Genomic DNA, 17,506 nt, shown 5'->3' on the forward strand with positions numbered 1-17,506 from the left:
AACCTTCCCGACTTACTTGGACTTCTGAAAGGGCTTCATACCCTTTCGTGCCAGCTCATCAGCGCGTTCGTTCTCTTCGTGTCCGGCATGGCCTTTCACCCAGTGCCAGGAAACATCATGACGCTGTGCAGCCGAATCCAGCTGCTGCCAGAGATCTGCATTCTTAACCGGAGAGTTGGAGGCCGTCCGCCAACCTTTACGTTTCCAGTTGTGCATCCACTGCGTGATGCCGTTCTTCACGTAAGAACTGTCGGTATAAAGATCCACTGCGCAAGGCCGCTTCAGGGTTTCCAGTGCCTGAATAGCCGCCATTAGTTCCATACGGTTGTTGGTCGTGGCCGGCTCGCCGCCGCACAGCTCTTTCTCGTGCTCGCCAAAGCGAAGCAGCACACCCCAGCCTCCAGGCCCGGGGTTGCCGGAGCACGCTCCGTCCGTCCACGTCTCAACACGTTTGGTATCGCTCATTTATCCAGCCCGTATGCACTCGCATTGGATACGCCACGATGGAACCTGAGTTTGCGCAGGTATTCAAGTGGATCTTTTGGAACAACCAGCGCGCCTTCCGGCACAGACAGCCAGTCATAAAGACGTGTCAGCAGGAAGCGCAGCGCAGCACCGCGGCACAGCAACGGCAGATTGTCGAACTCCAACTCGCTGAACGGACGCACAGTGCGATAACCTTCCAACAGCGCACGCGCTTTTGTCACGTTGAACATGCCATCCGGCTCAAAGCACCACGCATTGATGCAGATCGCCACGTCATAGGCGAAGGCATCATTACAGGCAAAGTAGAAGTCGATCAGGCCGGAAAGTTCCTTGCCCAGATAGAATACGTTGTCCGGGAACAGATCCGCGTGAATCACACCGCTCGGCAGATCCTTAGGCCACAGCGCCTGCAACTCATCCAGCTCAGCTGTCAGCTCTTCAGCAAGGCCCGCCTTCACCTCGTGCGCACGGTCGCGGCTTGCATCCAGCAAAGGTGCCCAGCCATCAACGCTCAGGGAGTTCGGGCGCTTGATTTCAAAGTCAGCGCCTGCCAGATGCATCCGTGCCATGCCTTTGCCCAGCTCAGAGCAATGCACCAGCTGCGGTTTGCGTACCCACATACCATCAAGGAATGTGACCATGGCGGCAGGACGTCCTGCAAGCTCACCCAGCATCTGCCCATCGCGATCAATCAGCGGGGTAGGGCAGTTGAGGCCTTTCCCGGCGAGATGTTGCATCAGGCCCAGAAAAAACGGCAAATCATCAGGATTAACGCGTTTTTCGTAGAGCGTCAGGATGTAATAGCCCGTCTCCGTATGAACCAGATAGTTGGAGTTCTCAACGCCTTCGGCAATGCCCTTGTAGGAGAGCAGAGTGCCAATGTTGAAACGGTCGATGAAGGCGCCCAGCTCTTCATCGGAAACATCGGTATATACAGCCATAACTATTCTGCCGCGCTTGTTCCGCTAGGTGCAGGAGCAGCCCGTAACTCTTTCGGTAGATTGAATGAAATGTCTTCTTCAGCAGTTGTAACGGTTTCCAGTGTCACATCAAAATGCTCACGGAAGGCTTCAACAATTTCTTCAACGAGGATCTCAGGAGCAGACGCACCAGCAGTGATGCCAATGGTCTTCACACTTTCAAAGTCACCCCAGAAAATCTCGGAGGCGCGCTGGATCAGGAATGCCTTTTCGCAACCAGCCCGCTCACCAACTTCGCGCAGACGTTTGGAGTTGGAGGAGTTCGGCGCGCCAACAACAATCATCGCATCGCATTTCGGTGCAATTTCCTTCACCGCATGCTGGCGATTGGTGGTCGCATAACAAATGTCATCCTTGTGCGGCTTCGCAATAGTCGGGAAGCGCTCTTCAAGGATTTCGACGATCTCTTTGGTGTCATCAACAGAAAGTGTGGTCTGTGAAATCCAGGCCAGCTGACGATCTGTCTTTGGCTCAAATGTGCGTGCATCTTCCGCAGTCTCAATCAGAGAGACACGTCCACGCGGCAACTGACCCATAGTGCCAACGACTTCCGGATGGCCTTTGTGGCCGATCAGAAGAATTTCACGCTCGCGTCTGTCATGCAAAATTGCTTCTTTATGTACCTTGGAAACCAGCGGACAGGTCGCATCAAGGAAGAAAAGATTACGCAGGCGCGCAGCTTCCGGAACGGACTTAGGTACACCGTGAGCGGAGAAAATCACAGGACGATCATCAACCGGGATCTCATCCAATTCCTCAACAAAAACAGCACCTTTGTTGCGCAGACCCTCAACAACATACTTGTTGTGAACGATCTCGTGGCGCACATAAACAGGAGCGCCATACTTCTCCAGAGCGAGGTCCACGATCTGAATCGCGCGGTCAACACCGGCACAAAAGCCGCGTGGAGCGCAAAGTAAAATTTTGACCGGTGCCTTCGGGGAGGGCGTAACCTGCATGATGTATTCCTGAATTTTGACTTTGAGCAATTGAAGGATGTTGGCTGTCTCTGTCAAGAAAAAGAGTTTTTAATCGGGCATCAAGCGCTGATTTTCTCCAATATTCAGCCTGTCAGCTTCCTCCAATGTGTTTCAGGTGACTGATGTATCTCGCCATTTGCGTTTGCGGCTGATATAGAAACAAAAACTGCAGATAAATTTGGGATTCGTATGGTGGGCAATTTATTGGCAAAATCACTGCTCAAAAACACAGGACGGGCAATTCTTCTGGCAGCAATCGGTGCATCATTGGCAGGCTGCGGAAGCTTCATGTCATCAGATGCTGAGCTGGAATCTTCTTCAGCAAATCCGCCTGCAACAGAGAAGACTTTTGATCTGTCCGTGCTACAGGCACCTGCCTTATGTCCCGCCTTGCAGGAACTTTCAGGAACAACCATCCTGACCAAATACCCACGCGGCAAAGAGAAGACACCTGAGAATCTCAGCTATCAGGCAATCATCACCGATTGGGCACGCACCTGTAAAAAGTCCGGCCAGAACTCAGCGATGAAACTGGGTATCGCGGGTACAATTACACCCGGTCCAACGTGGAAAGGGGGCGAAGTACTGCTTCCTGTGCGTGTAGCAGTCACACAAGATGTGGATGGCGGAGAAAAAACAATCTACTCCAAACTCTTCAGCGTTCCTGTCACTTTAGGGGCCGGATCGCCGTCTGCGACATGGGCATTTGTGGAAGAAAATATTATTCTTCCGAATGAACCGGGACAAAATGTCGTCTTTGGATTCGACGAAAAGTAAAAAATAGGTTAGTAAGGGTTCACAGCTTGGCGTCATAGTGTCGCGCCAGCCTTTCTCAGGGGCACGTTGCAGCCGTTGAGAAGGAATACATTCGCCGGTTCTGAGAGGAGGGCTGGCGAGTGCAGAGCTGTGCGGGAGAGAATAAGCCACCCATTGGGTTATCGCCGAAGGAGCAACCGCCCCGGAAACTCTCAGGCAAAAGGACCGCATAGTAAGCAACACTCTGGAAAGCAGTGCCGAGCGCGCTATCCGTATGGATCGCACGTTAAGGCTCTCACCGAAGGAGTAATCGCTCTGGTTTTTGTAGCTGCCAGTGCGGGAAATCTCTCAGGTTCTCGAGACAGAGGGGGCGTACTTGATCATTCCAAAGGGAATGGTCTTTGACGTGTACGCCACTGTCTGAGGGGACCATATGGCTGAAGCTACAGACCTGCTGAAAACACCGCTTTTCGATCTACACAACGAGCTTGGCGCTAAAATGGTGCCGTTCGCTGGCTATGATATGCCAGTACAATACCCGCTCGGCGTTATGAAAGAACATCTCTTCACCCGTGAAAGCGCAGGCCTCTTTGACGTGTCCCACATGGGACAGGCTTGGCTCGTAGGCCCTGACCACGCAACCACTGCTGCTGCATTGGAAACGCTCGTTCCATCCAACATGAAGGAACTGAAGCCGGGTAAACAGCGCTACACGGTTCTGCTCAACGACAACGGTTGCATCATCGATGACCTCATGGTGTCTCGCCCGCTTGCGGCTGAAGACGACGGTCGCCTGATGCTTGTTGTCAATGCAGCTTGTAAAGACAACGACTACAAAATCATCGCAGCTGCTCTGCCGGACAACGTGAAGCTTGAGATCGTTGAAGACCGCGCACTCATCGCAATTCAGGGTCCGAAAGCCGCTGAAGTGATGGCTCTGCATGCACCGGAAGCTGCTGAGATGGGCTTCATGGAAGCGCGTCCACTTGAGTTTGACGGCATTTCCGTGATTGCGTCCCGTTCCGGTTACACCGGTGAAGACGGTTACGAAATCTCTATTCCTGCTGGCGCTGCTGAAGCTGTCGCGAAAGCATTGCTCGCTGATGAGCGTGTAGAACCAATCGGCCTTGGTGCACGCGACAGCCTGCGCCTTGAAGCTGGCCTTTGCCTCTATGGTCACGACATCGACGAAAACACTACACCCGTTGAAGGCAACATCACCTTCTGCATGCAGAAGCGCCGCAAAGAAGCGGGCGACTTCCCTGGTGGTGAGCGTGTGCTCAAGCAGTTGGCTGAAGGTACCGAAAATCTCCGCGTCGGTCTGCTGCTTGATGGCCGTGCTCCGGCACGTGAAGGCGCAGAAATCCGCGTACCGGGTTCAGAAGAAGTTATTGGCCGCGTCACATCAGGTGGTTTTGGCCCAACACTCGGCGCGCCGGTGGCGATGGGCTATGTCCCATCCAAACTGGCAGAAATTGGCACAGAAGTTGAGCTTGTGGTCCGTGGCCGCGCACTCAAAGCCAAGGTAGCTGAGATGCCGTTTGTAGCACAGCGCTACTACCGCAAACCAAAATAATTCCGGTGAGGGCAGCGGGCTGCCCCAATCACATTTCAATCGACAAACGACAGTGTAGGGAACGCTTAAATGAGCACATATTTCACAAAAGACCACGAGTGGCTGAAGGTTGAGGGAGACGTAGCAACCGTCGGCATTACTGAGTTCGCACAGAGCCAGCTGGGCGATGTTGTGTTCGTCGAACTTCCAGAGAACGGCAAAACCGTTGCTCAGGATGATGAAGTAGCCGTCGTGGAATCCGTGAAAGCTGCATCTGAAGTATATGCACCGCTGGATGGTGAGATCACAGAAGGCAACGAGCTTCTTGTTGATGAGCCTGCAAAGGTAAACGAAGACCCAGAGGGCGCTGCATGGTTCTTCAAAATGAAGCTCGGAAATGCTGCACAGCTTGAAGCCCTGATGAGCGAAGCTGATTACAAAGCATTTGTAGAAACGCTTTAAGGCAAAGCGTACTCCCGAAAAGCCCGACCGGTTTTCGGAATAAGAATACGCAATAAGCCAAAGCCGTTCAGCCCCTGCCATGTCGGGCAACCTCATGGCAGGAAATGGCAGAAGCCCTATTTGCTTTTGCTGCAATGTGCATCAGACAATCTGATGGAGAGGGAACATGCGGTATCTTCCGCTTTCAGACAACGACCGCGCCGACATGCTGGCGCGTATCGGTGTAGACTCAATCGATGAGCTATTTGCCGATATTCCAGAGGCCGTTCGCCTTGAAGAACTGACAACCTTGCCACGTCGCAAGACCGAGATGCAGGTGGAGCGTCAGCTCTCTGCAATGGCAAACAAGAATGTCAGTGCCGGATCACTCCCGTTCTTCGTCGGGGCAGGGGCGTACAAACACCACATTCCTGCTACCGTTGATCACCTGATCCAGCGTTCCGAATTTCTGACCAGCTACACCCCGTATCAGCCAGAAATTACACAAGGTACGCTTCAGGCACTCTTTGAGTTCCAGACTCAGGTTGCAAACCTGACCGGAATGGATGTTGCTAACGCGTCCATGTACGACGGATCCACCGGCACTGCAGAAGCTGTGTTGATGGCTCACCGCGTGACCCGTAAGAAAAAAGCGGTTCTCTCCGGCGGTCTGCACCCACAGTACCGTGAAGTGGTTGAAGGCGTTTCCGCCAAGCTTCCGGGCGCATCCGTTGTTGCGCTGCCTGCTGACCCAATGGGCACAGAAGACATTCTGGCTCAGATCGATGATGAAACCTCCTGTGTGGTGGTTCAGTCTCCATCCTTCTACGGTCAGCTGATTGATCTGAAGCCGATTGCAGAAAAAGCACACGCCCACAAAGCGCTGCTGATTGCTGTGTTCACTGAAGTTGTCTCCCTTGGCCTTCTGGAAAGCCCAGGCGCTCAGGGTGCAGACATCGTGGTTGGCGAAGGCCAGTCCATCGGTAACCCACTAACATTCGGTGGCCCTTACGTTGGTCTGTTCGCAACTCGTCAGAAGTACATCCGCAACATGCCGGGTCGTGTATGTGGTGAGACCGTGGATGCGGAAGGCAAGCGCGGTTTCGTGCTGACCCTCTCCACACGTGAGCAGCACATCCGTCGTGACAAAGCGACCTCCAACATCTGCACCAACTCTGGTCTGTGTTCTCTGGCATTCACCATCCACATGACCCTGCTGGGCGGAAAAGGCCTCGCACGTCTTGCACGCATCAACCACATGAGCGCAGTCGCTCTGGCAGATGCTCTTGGTGCGATCGATGGTGTTGAAGTGCTGAACTCCTCATTCTTCAACGAGTTCACCATCCGCACACCAAAGAACGCGCACGAAGTGATTGAAGCACTGGCTGCAAAAGGCGTTCTGGGCGGTGTACCTGTCTGTCGTCTGGACAAGTCCGGTGGTGACATCGACAACCTGATCGTTGTTGCAAGCACTGAAGTGAACACCGATGAGGACCGTGCAGCCTATGCGCAAGCTCTGAAGGAGGTGCTGGCATGACTATGAACCATCAGGGACGCCCGACACGCGCAGGTGAAGCTGGCCCTCCAATGCCGCACCAGACCTTTACTGGTAACCGCGCACTGGACATGGAAGAGCCGCTCATCTTTGAAATCGGCCACATGGACAACTGCGGTGTGGATCTGGACGAGCCAATGGACTTCGTTCCACGCCTCGGCAACCACATGCGCAGCGAGCCAGTAGACCTTCCAGCTCTGTCCGAGCCGGAAACCATGCGCCACTATGTTCGCATGTCCCGCAACAACTATGCGATTGACTCAGGTCTGTACCCTCTGGGCTCCTGTACCATGAAGCATAACCCGCGCCTCAACGAAAAGATGGCGCGTCTGCCTGGCTTTGCAGACATTCACCCACTTCAGCCAATCTCTACCGTTCCGGGTGCTTTCGAGCTGATCTCTGAACTGGCAGACTGGCTGATGGAACTCACCGGCACCAACGCTGTGGCAATGAGCCCGAAAGCAGGTGCCCATGGTGAGCAGTGCGGCATGATGGCCATCAAGCACGCAATTGCTGCCAAAGGTGAAGAGCGCTCCATCGTTCTGGTTCCGGAAAGTGCCCACGGCACCAACCCGGCAACTGCTGCACTCGTTGGCTACAAGGTTGTATCCATCCCGGCACGTGAAGACGGCACAGTGGCTGTTGAAGCTGTGATCGAGAAGATCGAAGCACACGCAGGTCAGGTGGCAGCTCTCATGCTCACCAACCCGAATACCTGTGGTCTGTTCGAGCCAGAAGTGATTGAGATTGCAAACGCAATCCATGAAGCTGGTGGCTATTTCTACTGTGATGGTGCAAACTTCAACGCGATTGTTGGCAAGGCCAAGCCGGGTGATCTCGGCATCGACGCCATGCACATCAACCTGCACAAAACCTTCTCCACGCCACATGGTGGTGGTGGTCCAGGTTCTGGTCCGGTTGTTCTGTCTGATCGTCTGGCACCTTACGCTCCACTTCCATTCATCCGTAAGAATGGTGAGGAACTGGAAGTCGTAGAAACCAACGACCAGCTGAACGAAGGCGAACAGCCATTTGGCCGTATGACCGCGTTCTTCGGTCAGATGGGCATGTATGTACGTGCACTTTCCTACATGCAGTCCCACGGTTCCGATGGCCTGAAACAGGCATCTGAAGATGCAGTGCTGAACGCAAACTACGTGCGCGTTGGCCTGCAGGACCTGATGACCCTGCCATACGGCGTCAAACCTTGCATGCACGAAGTCCTCTTCGACGACAGCTTCCTCAAAGACACCGGCGTTTCCACGCTGGACTTTGCAAAAGCAATGATCGACGAAGGCTACCACCCAATGACCATGTACTTCCCACTGGTCGTAAGTGGTGCAATGCTCATCGAGCCAACCGAAAGCGAAAGCCGCGCGTCTCTGGACCTGTTCGTCGCAACCATGCGCGATCTGGTGATGAGTGCAAAAGCTGGTGAAAAAGACCGCTTCGAAGGTGCTCCGTTCCTGGCTCCGCGCCGCCGCTTGGATGAAACCGGTGCAGCGCGTAAACCAATCCTAAAATGGGTGGCTCCAGAACCAACCAAGGTGGAACCAGAACTCGCGTAACAACGCGTTTTCTGTAAAACTTACAGCCCGGCTCTTGCAAAAGACGCCGGGCTTTTTCTTTGCCAGAATTCTAATGGCGTTCCCCTGACCACATCCTCAAAAATTAATAGATCAGAATACGTGGATACTGAGCACTCCCCCGTCAGTATACGGTCATGCATGCTCCGCAAAGAATGGGTGAGGTGGGTATGCGTAAAGCACCAAAATGGCGCAGTTGGATGCCAACAAGCAGGCAGCTTAGGTTCAAGCTGCAATCAACCCTCGCCAGAGCCTTTCCTGCAATCGGCTACCGCTATAATTATTTTCCAGATAATGCTGCGCCGGGGCTGTCTCCGCATAAGCACCTGCTCACCATGGATGAGCGCAGCTCCCGGGACCTACCTCAGCAAGTGCAGGCATTCTTTACAGAACATGGCGCGCTTGAACAAAGCCGCTATCCTTTGCCGATCACTCCATCAGGCCACACCCAGCTCAGACTGCATAAACTGGCTGACACGCTAGTTCTCGGCAGCACAGGCGCCACGGTCTTGAAAAGCCAGCACCGCCAGATAGAAGCTGCCGCCCCCAACACCATGCGGTTTGCGCGCCTCAAAGATCGAACGATCCAAAGTGCGGCGGTCAACATGCTCGGCATGGCAACGGGCTATCGTCACTACTACCACTTCCTCTGCGATGTAGCGTTTCCACTGCTGTTTCTGTTGGAGCATCTGGAACCTCGTACTTTCCCTCTCAAAATCCTTCTGAGAGAAGATCTGCCGGAGTTTCAGCGAGAGTTTTACGAATTTCTGGCTCAGGATACGCCGCTCCTCACGCTGGAAGAGTGCAAGGCAAATGAGCGCATACACTGCAAAACCCTCTACCATTGCTCTCCCGCCATGAACTGTGAGTTCCGGGCACCAGCCAGCGAGCAGGCGGCCTCCATGGTCGCGACGCACTATCTTGCAGCCTACGGGCTCGATATGCACAAGGTGCCCACTCAAAAGCTCTACATTGCACGCAATGACGCAAAAACACGGCGTATCCTCAATGAGACAACGCTTATCGAACAACTTGAAGCACGCGGCTTCCAAAGTGTGGTGCCCGGCAAGCTGACACACAGAGAACAGGTGAAACTTTTCAGCAGCGCTAAGATCATCGTGGGTACACACGGCGCAGGCCTCACTAACCTGCTCTTCACGCAGGCAGGTGGCAAGCTCGTGGAGATCTTTCCAGCCGACTACATTCAAAGTGCTTATGCATGGCTCTCGCATGTCAGAGGTTTGGAATACGCCCCCGTGATCGGCGAGATGAGTGGAGCCCATCAACACTTCACCCTACCGCAAACTGCGATCGGGCAGATTCTGCATGAAGTTGATGCCTTGGAGTTCGCCTAGCGATCTAACAGAGACATAGACCTTACAACCGCTGCCAATGCGGCGGAACGATTAGGCTGTCATCTATGTTTGGGTTCTTGAACCACTTGAGCGGTGCAATCACATGCTTCTCTTCATTCCCATTGAGAAACGCCGCCCACCAGCTGAACGTGCTGTTCGCCGTCACGATATGATCGCATGAAGACATAACCATCAGATCTTCATGATCTTTTCCATCCTGCATCGGATCAGCAAAGTAGACGTTCTCTTGCTGAGGAACCACCTCGCGTGCCCGTTCAGGACTGTCTGAAAAAACATAAAACGTCAGCCCGGGCACACGCGCAGTCAGGAAATCCATCGCGCCTTTGTAGTACCCCGCAGAGCACAAACCGAAGTTCTGCAAATTATGCGCCTGACTGTAATCACCATACCGCACATGCAGCGCAGCTGAGGGACCGGACTTGATCCGCTGCAACAGCTTCAAACGCTCCAGAACCATGGGCTTCTTCAGGATGATCTCATCACGCAGCTGTTCCATGATTGAGAACGGAATCTCCCAAGTCTGCCAGTACCCATCCAGATAGGCACTTTGCTTCAGCGCTGGTGTTTCACCGTCTTGCAACAACTCATCCTCACGGATGTAACGCCGCTGATAAAACGGATAGAACTTACGGCACAGCTTAACCGTCTGCCCAAACGACTGGGCAGGCCAGAGCACGGCTGACATCTCGGATTCAGTCGCAGATAAGCCCTGTGTCTTGAACAAGTTAAGGCAATAGGAGCGATTGAAGTACTGGTCGTACTCACTGCGGTCGAAGCGCAGTTTCATCCCTGTTTCAAGCGCGATTTTTCGCCCAAGAGCATACTGAAAAAGCTGATTTCCAATGCCCCCGCGGATACGGACAATCAATGTTGGCTTGAGCTTGCGTCGCCGCGCAGCTCCCGATCTTCGCACCTGAGAAGCAACTGACATACGTCCCCCGCTACACAAATCAGCTTGTTTACCTGTCAGCCTAGCGGAGCTTTGGCAAAGGCTCACTACTAGGTTTTTGGGAGTAAATCTCTGCGGAGCACCCGTTTACCAGCTCGTCCTACAGGGATAAGTTGCAAGACCAAATCATGTCATCATCAAAACGCCATGCTTGCTGGCAACACTGTACCCGATATAACCAACTGGATTTGTTTATGAACTACGATTTGCTCATTTGGGATTGTGATGGCTGTCTGATCGACAGCGAATGGATTGGGTGCCAGGTTGAGGCAGAAGGCTTCACCAAAGCCGGATACCCCATCAGCACAGAAGATATGATCGCGCGTTTCTGCGGTGTGTCCGCCAACGAAGTTTTCAGTCAGGTGGAAGCTGAGATTGGCCGGGATATCCGAAAACATGAAGCGCTCATAAATCAGGATGCTGCTCTCAAAGCAGCCTTTGAGAAAGACCTTCAACCAATCAAAGGCATCCACGAAGCATTGCATGAGTTGGACAAACTGTTCCCGAACATGAAGATGTGCATTGCCTCAGGCAGCTCCATGGAACGACTGGAGCACACGCTCAAACTGACTAATCTTCATGAGCGTTTTGAACACAGATACTTCTCGGCAGATCTAGTTGCGAAAGGCAAACCGGCACCAGATGTGTTCCTCAAAGCAGCCAGTGAGATGGGCGTTACTCCTGCCAAGTGCCTCGTCATCGAAGACAGCCACCTGGGCCTGAAAGCAGCCAATGCCGCCGGCATGGACGCCCTCGGCTTCACCGGCGCCACCCACGGCACCCAAAATTTGCACAGCAGACTTGAGCAACAAAACCCTCTGGCAATCTTCAATGATATGAGAGAGTTAGCGGGTCTGATGCAAAAGCTGAATCTGCTCAAAAACACGGTCTGAGAATGCTTGATCAGCATAATCTGCCAAAACATTCTTGACAGCAGCGGTAGGTTGCGGTCATACACTTGGGCATGAGCAAGAACCTGACTATCATTTCTGCAGTTTATTATTATGCGACCGACATATCGGCGGCCGCGTTCCTATAAACTCATGTAAAATTGAGGTCAGAACCAAAAGCCGCCGCGTAGGCGGCTTTCGTGTTTTAGCTCTCCTGCGCGGCGCAGGAGAGAATTATGAAACACACTGTTGTCGATACCACCCGTTGCTTCCGCCCCAAATCCGAAGCTCTTCAGCTGCTGATTGATCGTGGCTTCCTGCATCAATGCACAGACCTTGAGGCGTTGGATGAAAAGCTGCAGGCAGGCCCTATCACCGCATACGCTGGATTTGATGCGACAGCAGATAGCCTGCATGTCGGTCACCTGCTACCGTTGATGGCCATGCGTTGGTTGCAGAAAACCGGCCACAAGCCAATCCTGCTGATTGGTGGTGGCACAACGCGCGTGGGTGATCCAAGTTTCCGCAGTGAAAGCCGTCCGCTGCTCGATGATGCGCAGATCTCTCACAACCTCGCTGGCATCCGTGCGACCGTGGAACGTCTCTTTGATCTTTCAGAGGGGCAGGGGCAGATCGTCAACAACGCGGAATGGCTGGACGAGTTCCGCTTCCTCGAGTTCCTACGCGACTTCGGTACCCACTTCACTGTCAACCGCATGATGACCTTCGACAGCGTTCGCTCCCGCCTGGAAGCGCAGCAACCACTATCAGTCCTCGAGTTCTGCTACATGATGCTGCAAGCAGTTGATTTCGTTGAGCTCAACCAGCGCTTCGGCTGCTCACTGCAGATCGGTGGCTCTGATCAATGGGGCAACATCGTCAATGGTGTAGACCTCGGTCGCCGCTCTGGCAGTCAGCTCTTTGGCTTCACACTGCCACTGCTGACAACAGCCTCTGGCAGCAAAATGGGTAAGACGGCAGAAGGTGCGGTATGGCTCAACCCATCCCGTCTCTCCAGCTTCGGCTTCTGGCAGTTCTGGCGCAATGTCGATGATGCCGATGTCCCACGTTTCCTGAAGCTCTTCACCGATCTGCCATTGGGCGAAATTGACCGGCTGTCCTCACTGAAAGGTCAGGAACTCAATGAAGCCAAGAAAATACTGGCAACTCAAGTCACCGGCATCGTCCACGGTCTGGCCGCAGCAGAAGCCGCTCTTCAGCAAGGCGAAGCTCTGTTCAACGGTCAGGAAGACCTGACCCAGCCAACCCACGAACTGCCTCTGGCTCTGCTCGCCAAGCCGCTTGGCCTGCTGGACCTACTGGTAAAACTCGGCTTCGCCACCACAAACAGCGAAGCCCGACGCCTCATCCGCGGCGGCGGCGTCCGCCTGAACACATCTATTGTGTTGGAAGAAACTCGAATGATTTCCGAAGGCGACCTAAAGCCAGGTGAGAGGCTGAACTTAGCGGTTGGCAAGCGCCGTAAGGCTCTGGTGGAGTTTGTGTAAGCAAACTTGATGCGGTCAGATCTGAGCTGACCGCTGAGCCAAGAACTACAGTTCTTCCCCATTCACCATCGACCAATGATGCGGCTGCAGTTCTCGCAGACTTTTGAAGATCAACTGATTGTCCGTGTTGGAGATGGCTGCGAGAACGTCTCCACCCCAATGGACAAGCCGTTCCTGACAAATCCCGCAGGGTGTCAAAACAACAAAGGGGCTGTTCTCATCTTCACGGTAGATACAAAGAGAATGAGTAACGGCCTCATTCAGCTTATGAGCCTCCAAAATAGCGCCAACTTCCATACAGAGAGACAGCCCGTCATTTTTGGTGTCCGGTGCTACACTGGTGAGGATCTTTCCACTGTCAGTCCTGACGGATGCCGCTCCTCCCCAACCAGTAGGATAACGCCGTTCAATCAGCAGCTTGGCTTCATCAAATAATGTTTGTTCAATGGTCATTCTGCCACGCTAAAGCTTCTGCCCCTATCAATCAAATCATGTTCTACAGATCTTGAGTAGGTCCTTATGATCTCACCGATTTTGTAGATTGCACTATGATATCAAGGTGCAACTATTGCTCTGATTTTAAAGATATTTCACTGAGGGGATAGTATGAGCTTATTTCTTACATATTTGGCATTGGCACAGCCAATCGAGCTGACGGCAGCCGAGATGTGCCAGAGCACGGCGCGCACATACCTTGATCAACCGCTCCACATTGAGTGCCCCGTAGATGACAGTGATGGAAAAGATGCTAGCTTTGTTTATGTAAATGGGCTTCCTGTTGCCATAATGAATATAGGGTTCCCGCTGCCTGCTGATGCCTACGAAGAAGCAGTGGCAATTGACAAGCTTTGGCCCGAAGCTGGAGCAACTCTGGCTGAGAGTAAATCACATATCGTTTTATCTGCTCTTGGTTCCCCCAAGGAGCATCTGGAAGTTTTAAGCGCAGCGAAGACAATGACGCTCTTTGCAGCGTATCTGAGTGAAAAGCTACCTGTAACAGCGCAGATCGGCGTTGAGGGAAAAACAGTTATCTCGCCAGAGAAGCTAAAAACCTATGCCCAATCACTTGCTCAAGGTGAAGTGCCTTTGTTTGCATGGACTTCCTTAATGTTCTTTAACGGAGGCATGACCAGCGATGGGAAGCAAAAAGCGATAATGGCAACAAATGGTTTTCGTCCATTTATTGGCAGGGAGATTGAAACCTCTGCATCTGCCAATCTGACACCTGACAAAGTTGATTTCGTTTTGAATCTCGGTGTTTACCTCATCAAAAACGGCCCGGTAATTAATCACGGCGACACAGTTGGTGGAACAGCTGAAGAGAAGATCAAGGTTGTTCATAAACCTCAGGGATACAGACCGGAAACTCCATCGTTGCACGTTGTGTTACCTGATGCGGATGTAAGTGAGTTGGAAGGTGTTGGTGCAGAGGATCGGGCGGCTCCTCCTCCGCCTCGCAAATCTCTTTGGCCGTTTGGCAAACGCAAGGGGTAAAGCAGGCTTCTGCCAAGTGACAAAAAAAACCCCCGCCGGTGAGGGCAGGGGCCAAGTCATATGGATATGAAGCAGGATCAATGATGAACCCTGTAAAACAGCCAGACCGTTTGCCTGGCTGAAAGAGCTGCAGCGTTAGCGAGGCATCTGAGAACGAACCACCTGACGCAGAGCGTCTACCGGTTCAAGAGCCTTACCACGCTTGACGTGCCAGAATGTCCAGCCATTACAGGCTTGCTGGCCTTGGACGAGCGCACCCACTTTGTGGATCGATCCTGAATGCTCGCCGCAAATCAAAGAACCATCAGCGCGAACTGTGGCTTTGAAACGTCCCCGGGCATCGGTCAGTTCCGCGCCCGGTGTCAACAATCCGGTTTCCAACAGGTTGCCAAACGGAACTCGTGGAAGAGCACGTTTGCCTTGTGTCATCGCCAGAAAATCGTCGTTGGCTGGTGTTACCCGGTCAATCCGTTCAGAAGCTGCCTTGATGTAGGCATCTTCACGCTCGCAGCCCACAAAGTGGCGGCCAAGCTTTTTGGCAACAGCACCGGTGGTGCCAGTTCCAAAGAACGGATCAAGGATCACATCACCCTGATTGGAAGTGGAAAGCAGCACACGGTAGAGCAGGCTTTCCGGCTTCTGTGTTGGATGCACTTTGTCGCCGTTGTCGTCCTTCAAGCGCTCATGACCAGTGCAGATAGGCAGCACCCAGTCAGACCGCATCTGAAGGTCGTCGTTAAACGTCTTCATTGCATCGTAGTTAAAGGTCGGCTTGCTCTCCTGTGAAGGGCAGGCCCAGATGAGCGTCTCATGAGCATTCGTAAAACGCTTGCCACGGAAGTTCGGCATCGGGTTTGTTTTCAGCCAAACCACATCATTGTTGATCCAGAACCCAAGGTCCTGCATCACCGCGCCAACGCGGAAAATGTTGTGATATGAACCGATAACCCAGATGGACCCGTTTGGCTTCAGCACGCGGCGAACCGCAGTGAGCCATGCACGAGTGAACTCATCGTAAGCTTTAAAGCTGGAGAACTGATCCCAGTGATCATCGCAGGCATCTACCTTTGAATGATCAGGTCTGTGCAGATCTCCGCCCAGCTGTAGGTTGTAAGGGGGATCGGCAAAAACCACATCCACGCTGTTGTCTGGAAGCTTGTTCAAAGCCTCGACACAGTCACCCTTAATAATCGTATCAAGCCACTCTGGCTTGGTGGAAGTATGGGGTGTCATCAGGGACACCCCTTCTTTACGCTTTACTCTCATTGCGACGCAGCACCTCACGCAATTTCTGAGTGCTATGGTTACCGGATATGGTAAACCACTGGTTAACGGTGGATATCTTTTATTCTTTTAGAATCAACGCTTTATTTACAGATTCGAATATTTGTCTCGAAGTTAACTCCCATTAATATTCGGTCGCGGATTCCCTTGGGGTAGAGGTTTATGAGGAGTTAAAATGGCGAAAATGGAGAGCTAAAATATTTTTTGAGAGTCAAGCTTTTTTGCTGGCTAAAACGAACAAGGTAAACGCACTGCGGGGACAGCGGGCAAATCGGTTAATCAGTGTGGCAGAGCTCCCGTTACGGACAGCGCAAAAAGAAAGCGCGCCATAAAGGACGCGCTTCCCAAATTGCAAATCAGTGTGGGGAGAGGGGGGCTTACTCAATCCCCATGCAGTTGGCGTAGAAGGTAACTGTCGCTGGCCAGTCAGAGAACACGCCGCTCACCTTCACGTCCTGCGCCAACACATCCAGCAGCTCGTAAACGCTGCCTTCGCTGGTGATCGCATCATTGATGCTGCGGTAGTACCAGCCACCCTTGTTATGCGACAGCAGGCCAGAGCGCTCCAGCGTCCAGGCAAAGATCTTGATACCAGCCTCATTGGCAACCTTCGCATAAGCGGAAGGAACGATCTTGCCGTCTTCCAGCGTAACGAGCATCCAGAGAGGTGGAGAGATGTAGTTGACGCCCATCTCCTTCAGTTCAGCCATGGATGGTTTGAAGCTGCTCGGATCGGAGGTATCAAAGCCCTGCATGCGGAAGCGGCCATCAAGGAACACCGCCTGCTTGCCAAACTCTGGCTCATTCTTGATCCAGTAAAGCACATCATCAAGGAAGAAGGACTGAGGGTACACGTCAGAGGCTGGAACACCAGCTTCTTTATACTCATCAATCAGCTTCTGAGCGTAATCTTCCTGACTAAACCCATCAAACGGCATCTTGACGCTTGGACGCTTCAACTCCGGCGTAAACTTGACACCTTGTGCCTTGAACAATTCAATGGACTGAGCATGGGTCATCAATGTTCCGCCATTACCAGCCGCCGCATAAAGGTCAGTGCGCCAATCCGCAGTTCCCTTTAGAAAGTCCTCAACTGTTGTGGCTGTTGGATCAGAAGCATCCATCTTGCCCTTCAGGCCTTCAAACTCAGCCAGAGTGATCTCAGAGGTCCTGCACTCAGCAGTCGCTTTCTCACCACCCGCAGCAGCAGTGAATGGTGTCATACAGGTGCCAGCCAGATCTGTTGCCAGAATATTGGTGGTGGTTGCCAGATCGTTCTGGGAGTGACGGCAGACCAGCTGTTTGTCTTTGGTGAAGGTAACATCACACTCCTGCACACCGGCGCCCATCACTGCAGCAGCCTGATAAGACTCTAACGTATGCTCTGGAAACTGCAGCGGTGCACCGCGGTGGCCAATGGAGAAGCTGGAGGTGGTGGCAGGGTTGCCAATGCAAGCCCGCAGCTTTTCCTTCAGCGGGCTCTCCTGCATCTGCTCAACGAGAAAAGCAGGGCGAGGACCCAGCTGTGCAGCCTGCGCGCTTGCAGTAAAACAAGCGCCTGCTATCAGCCCAAGCGCGGCGGTTCGAACAAAGTGCATAAAAAAGATCCCTCCCGATCATTGAATGCTTTTGTGGTGTGATGCTGAAAAGAGCGTTGCACTCTTCC

At 53.0% G+C, this 17,506-nt stretch carries 16 protein-coding genes and 1 riboswitch; of the genes, 9 read left to right on the forward strand and 7 right to left on the reverse strand.

The features are described from left to right. Positions 1-12: 12 nt before the first annotated feature. Genes rnhA through ispH form a run of 3 tightly spaced genes read right to left on the reverse strand, consistent with a single transcriptional unit; the run spans position 13 to position 2,425 of the window. Positions 13-465, reverse strand: a complete 453-nt coding sequence (gene rnhA / locus AC3CB2_RS01030) for a ribonuclease HI (protein WP_041768129.1) — start codon at positions 463-465, stop codon at positions 13-15. Further along, positions 462-1,427: a homoserine kinase gene (locus AC3CB2_RS01035; RefSeq protein WP_352931456.1), complete on the reverse strand. Its 966-nt coding sequence runs from the start codon at positions 1,425-1,427 to the stop codon at positions 462-464. The genes rnhA and AC3CB2_RS01035 overlap by 4 nt, the downstream gene beginning before the upstream one ends. 2 nt (positions 1,428-1,429) lie before the next feature. Further along, positions 1,430-2,425: a 4-hydroxy-3-methylbut-2-enyl diphosphate reductase gene (gene ispH / locus AC3CB2_RS01040; protein ID WP_352931454.1), complete on the reverse strand. Its 996-nt coding sequence runs from the start codon at positions 2,423-2,425 to the stop codon at positions 1,430-1,432. Positions 2,426-2,635: 210 nt separating this feature from the next. Between ispH and AC3CB2_RS01045 the strand changes: the two genes are divergently transcribed. The 6 genes from AC3CB2_RS01045 to AC3CB2_RS01070 all read left to right on the forward strand — a co-directional run bounded on the left by AC3CB2_RS01045 (position 2,636) and on the right by AC3CB2_RS01070 (position 9,694). Then, entirely contained in the window at positions 2,636-3,223 is a 588-nt protein-coding gene (locus AC3CB2_RS01045) for a hypothetical protein (RefSeq protein WP_008549995.1), read from the forward strand. A gap of 122 nt (positions 3,224-3,345) precedes the next feature. Then, a riboswitch (glycine riboswitch) is annotated at positions 3,346-3,440 on the forward strand. 195 nt (positions 3,441-3,635) lie between these two features. After that, a complete protein-coding gene (gcvT, locus tag AC3CB2_RS01050; protein ID WP_352931453.1) occupies positions 3,636-4,778 on the forward strand; it encodes a glycine cleavage system aminomethyltransferase GcvT in 1,143 nt (380 codons plus the stop codon). Positions 4,779-4,847: 69 nt separating this feature from the next. Then, entirely contained in the window at positions 4,848-5,219 is a 372-nt protein-coding gene (gcvH, locus tag AC3CB2_RS01055) for a glycine cleavage system protein GcvH (protein ID WP_008549930.1), read from the forward strand. Positions 5,220-5,385: 166 nt separating this feature from the next. Continuing rightward, positions 5,386-6,735, forward strand: a complete 1,350-nt coding sequence (gcvPA, locus tag AC3CB2_RS01060; RefSeq protein WP_008549942.1) for an aminomethyl-transferring glycine dehydrogenase subunit GcvPA — start codon at positions 5,386-5,388, stop codon at positions 6,733-6,735. Further along, on the forward strand, positions 6,732-8,321 hold the full coding sequence (gene gcvPB, locus AC3CB2_RS01065; protein ID WP_008550097.1) for an aminomethyl-transferring glycine dehydrogenase subunit GcvPB: 1,590 nt from the start codon (positions 6,732-6,734) through the stop codon (positions 8,319-8,321). Before gcvPA ends, gcvPB begins: the two co-directional genes overlap by 4 nt. 188 nt (positions 8,322-8,509) lie before the next feature. After that, positions 8,510-9,694 carry a glycosyltransferase family 61 protein gene (locus tag AC3CB2_RS01070; protein WP_352931450.1) on the forward strand — a complete coding sequence of 395 codons (1,185 nt, stop codon included), beginning with the start codon at positions 8,510-8,512 and terminating at the stop codon, positions 9,692-9,694. Between the two features lie 22 nt (positions 9,695-9,716). On the opposite strand, the gene AC3CB2_RS01075 is transcribed toward AC3CB2_RS01070, so the two are convergent. Beyond that, on the reverse strand, positions 9,717-10,646 hold the full coding sequence (locus AC3CB2_RS01075) for an alpha-1,2-fucosyltransferase (protein ID WP_352931448.1): 930 nt from the start codon (positions 10,644-10,646) through the stop codon (positions 9,717-9,719). A gap of 212 nt (positions 10,647-10,858) precedes the next feature. Between AC3CB2_RS01075 and AC3CB2_RS01080 the strand changes: the two genes are divergently transcribed. Together AC3CB2_RS01080 and tyrS are read left to right on the forward strand one after the other, a co-directional pair. Continuing rightward, positions 10,859-11,557 (forward strand): HAD family hydrolase, encoded by a 699-nt coding sequence (locus AC3CB2_RS01080; RefSeq protein ID WP_352931447.1) that lies wholly within the window; start codon positions 10,859-10,861, stop codon positions 11,555-11,557. A gap of 233 nt (positions 11,558-11,790) precedes the next feature. Further along, positions 11,791-13,062 carry a tyrosine--tRNA ligase gene (gene tyrS / locus AC3CB2_RS01085; RefSeq protein ID WP_352931445.1) on the forward strand — a complete coding sequence of 424 codons (1,272 nt, stop codon included), beginning with the start codon at positions 11,791-11,793 and terminating at the stop codon, positions 13,060-13,062. A 45-nt stretch (positions 13,063-13,107) separates the two neighbouring features. On the opposite strand, the gene AC3CB2_RS01090 is transcribed toward tyrS, so the two are convergent. Continuing rightward, positions 13,108-13,515, reverse strand: coding sequence for a cytidine deaminase (locus AC3CB2_RS01090; RefSeq protein ID WP_352931443.1), 408 nt, complete (start codon positions 13,513-13,515; stop codon positions 13,108-13,110). 153 nt (positions 13,516-13,668) lie between these two features. Between AC3CB2_RS01090 and AC3CB2_RS01095 the strand changes: the two genes are divergently transcribed. Further along, positions 13,669-14,556 (forward strand): DUF4261 domain-containing protein, encoded by an 888-nt coding sequence (locus AC3CB2_RS01095; RefSeq protein ID WP_352931441.1) that lies wholly within the window; start codon positions 13,669-13,671, stop codon positions 14,554-14,556. A gap of 135 nt (positions 14,557-14,691) precedes the next feature. Here AC3CB2_RS01095 and AC3CB2_RS01100 read toward each other — a convergent pair whose 3' ends face one another. Next, entirely contained in the window at positions 14,692-15,789 is a 1,098-nt protein-coding gene (locus AC3CB2_RS01100) for a site-specific DNA-methyltransferase (protein ID WP_008549896.1), read from the reverse strand. Between the two features lie 428 nt (positions 15,790-16,217). After that, positions 16,218-17,438 carry a glycerophosphodiester phosphodiesterase family protein gene (locus AC3CB2_RS01105; protein ID WP_352931439.1) on the reverse strand — a complete coding sequence of 407 codons (1,221 nt, stop codon included), beginning with the start codon at positions 17,436-17,438 and terminating at the stop codon, positions 16,218-16,220. Positions 17,439-17,506: the final 68 nt, after the last annotated feature.

The organism is Pseudovibrio sp. SCP20 (assembly GCF_057774105.1).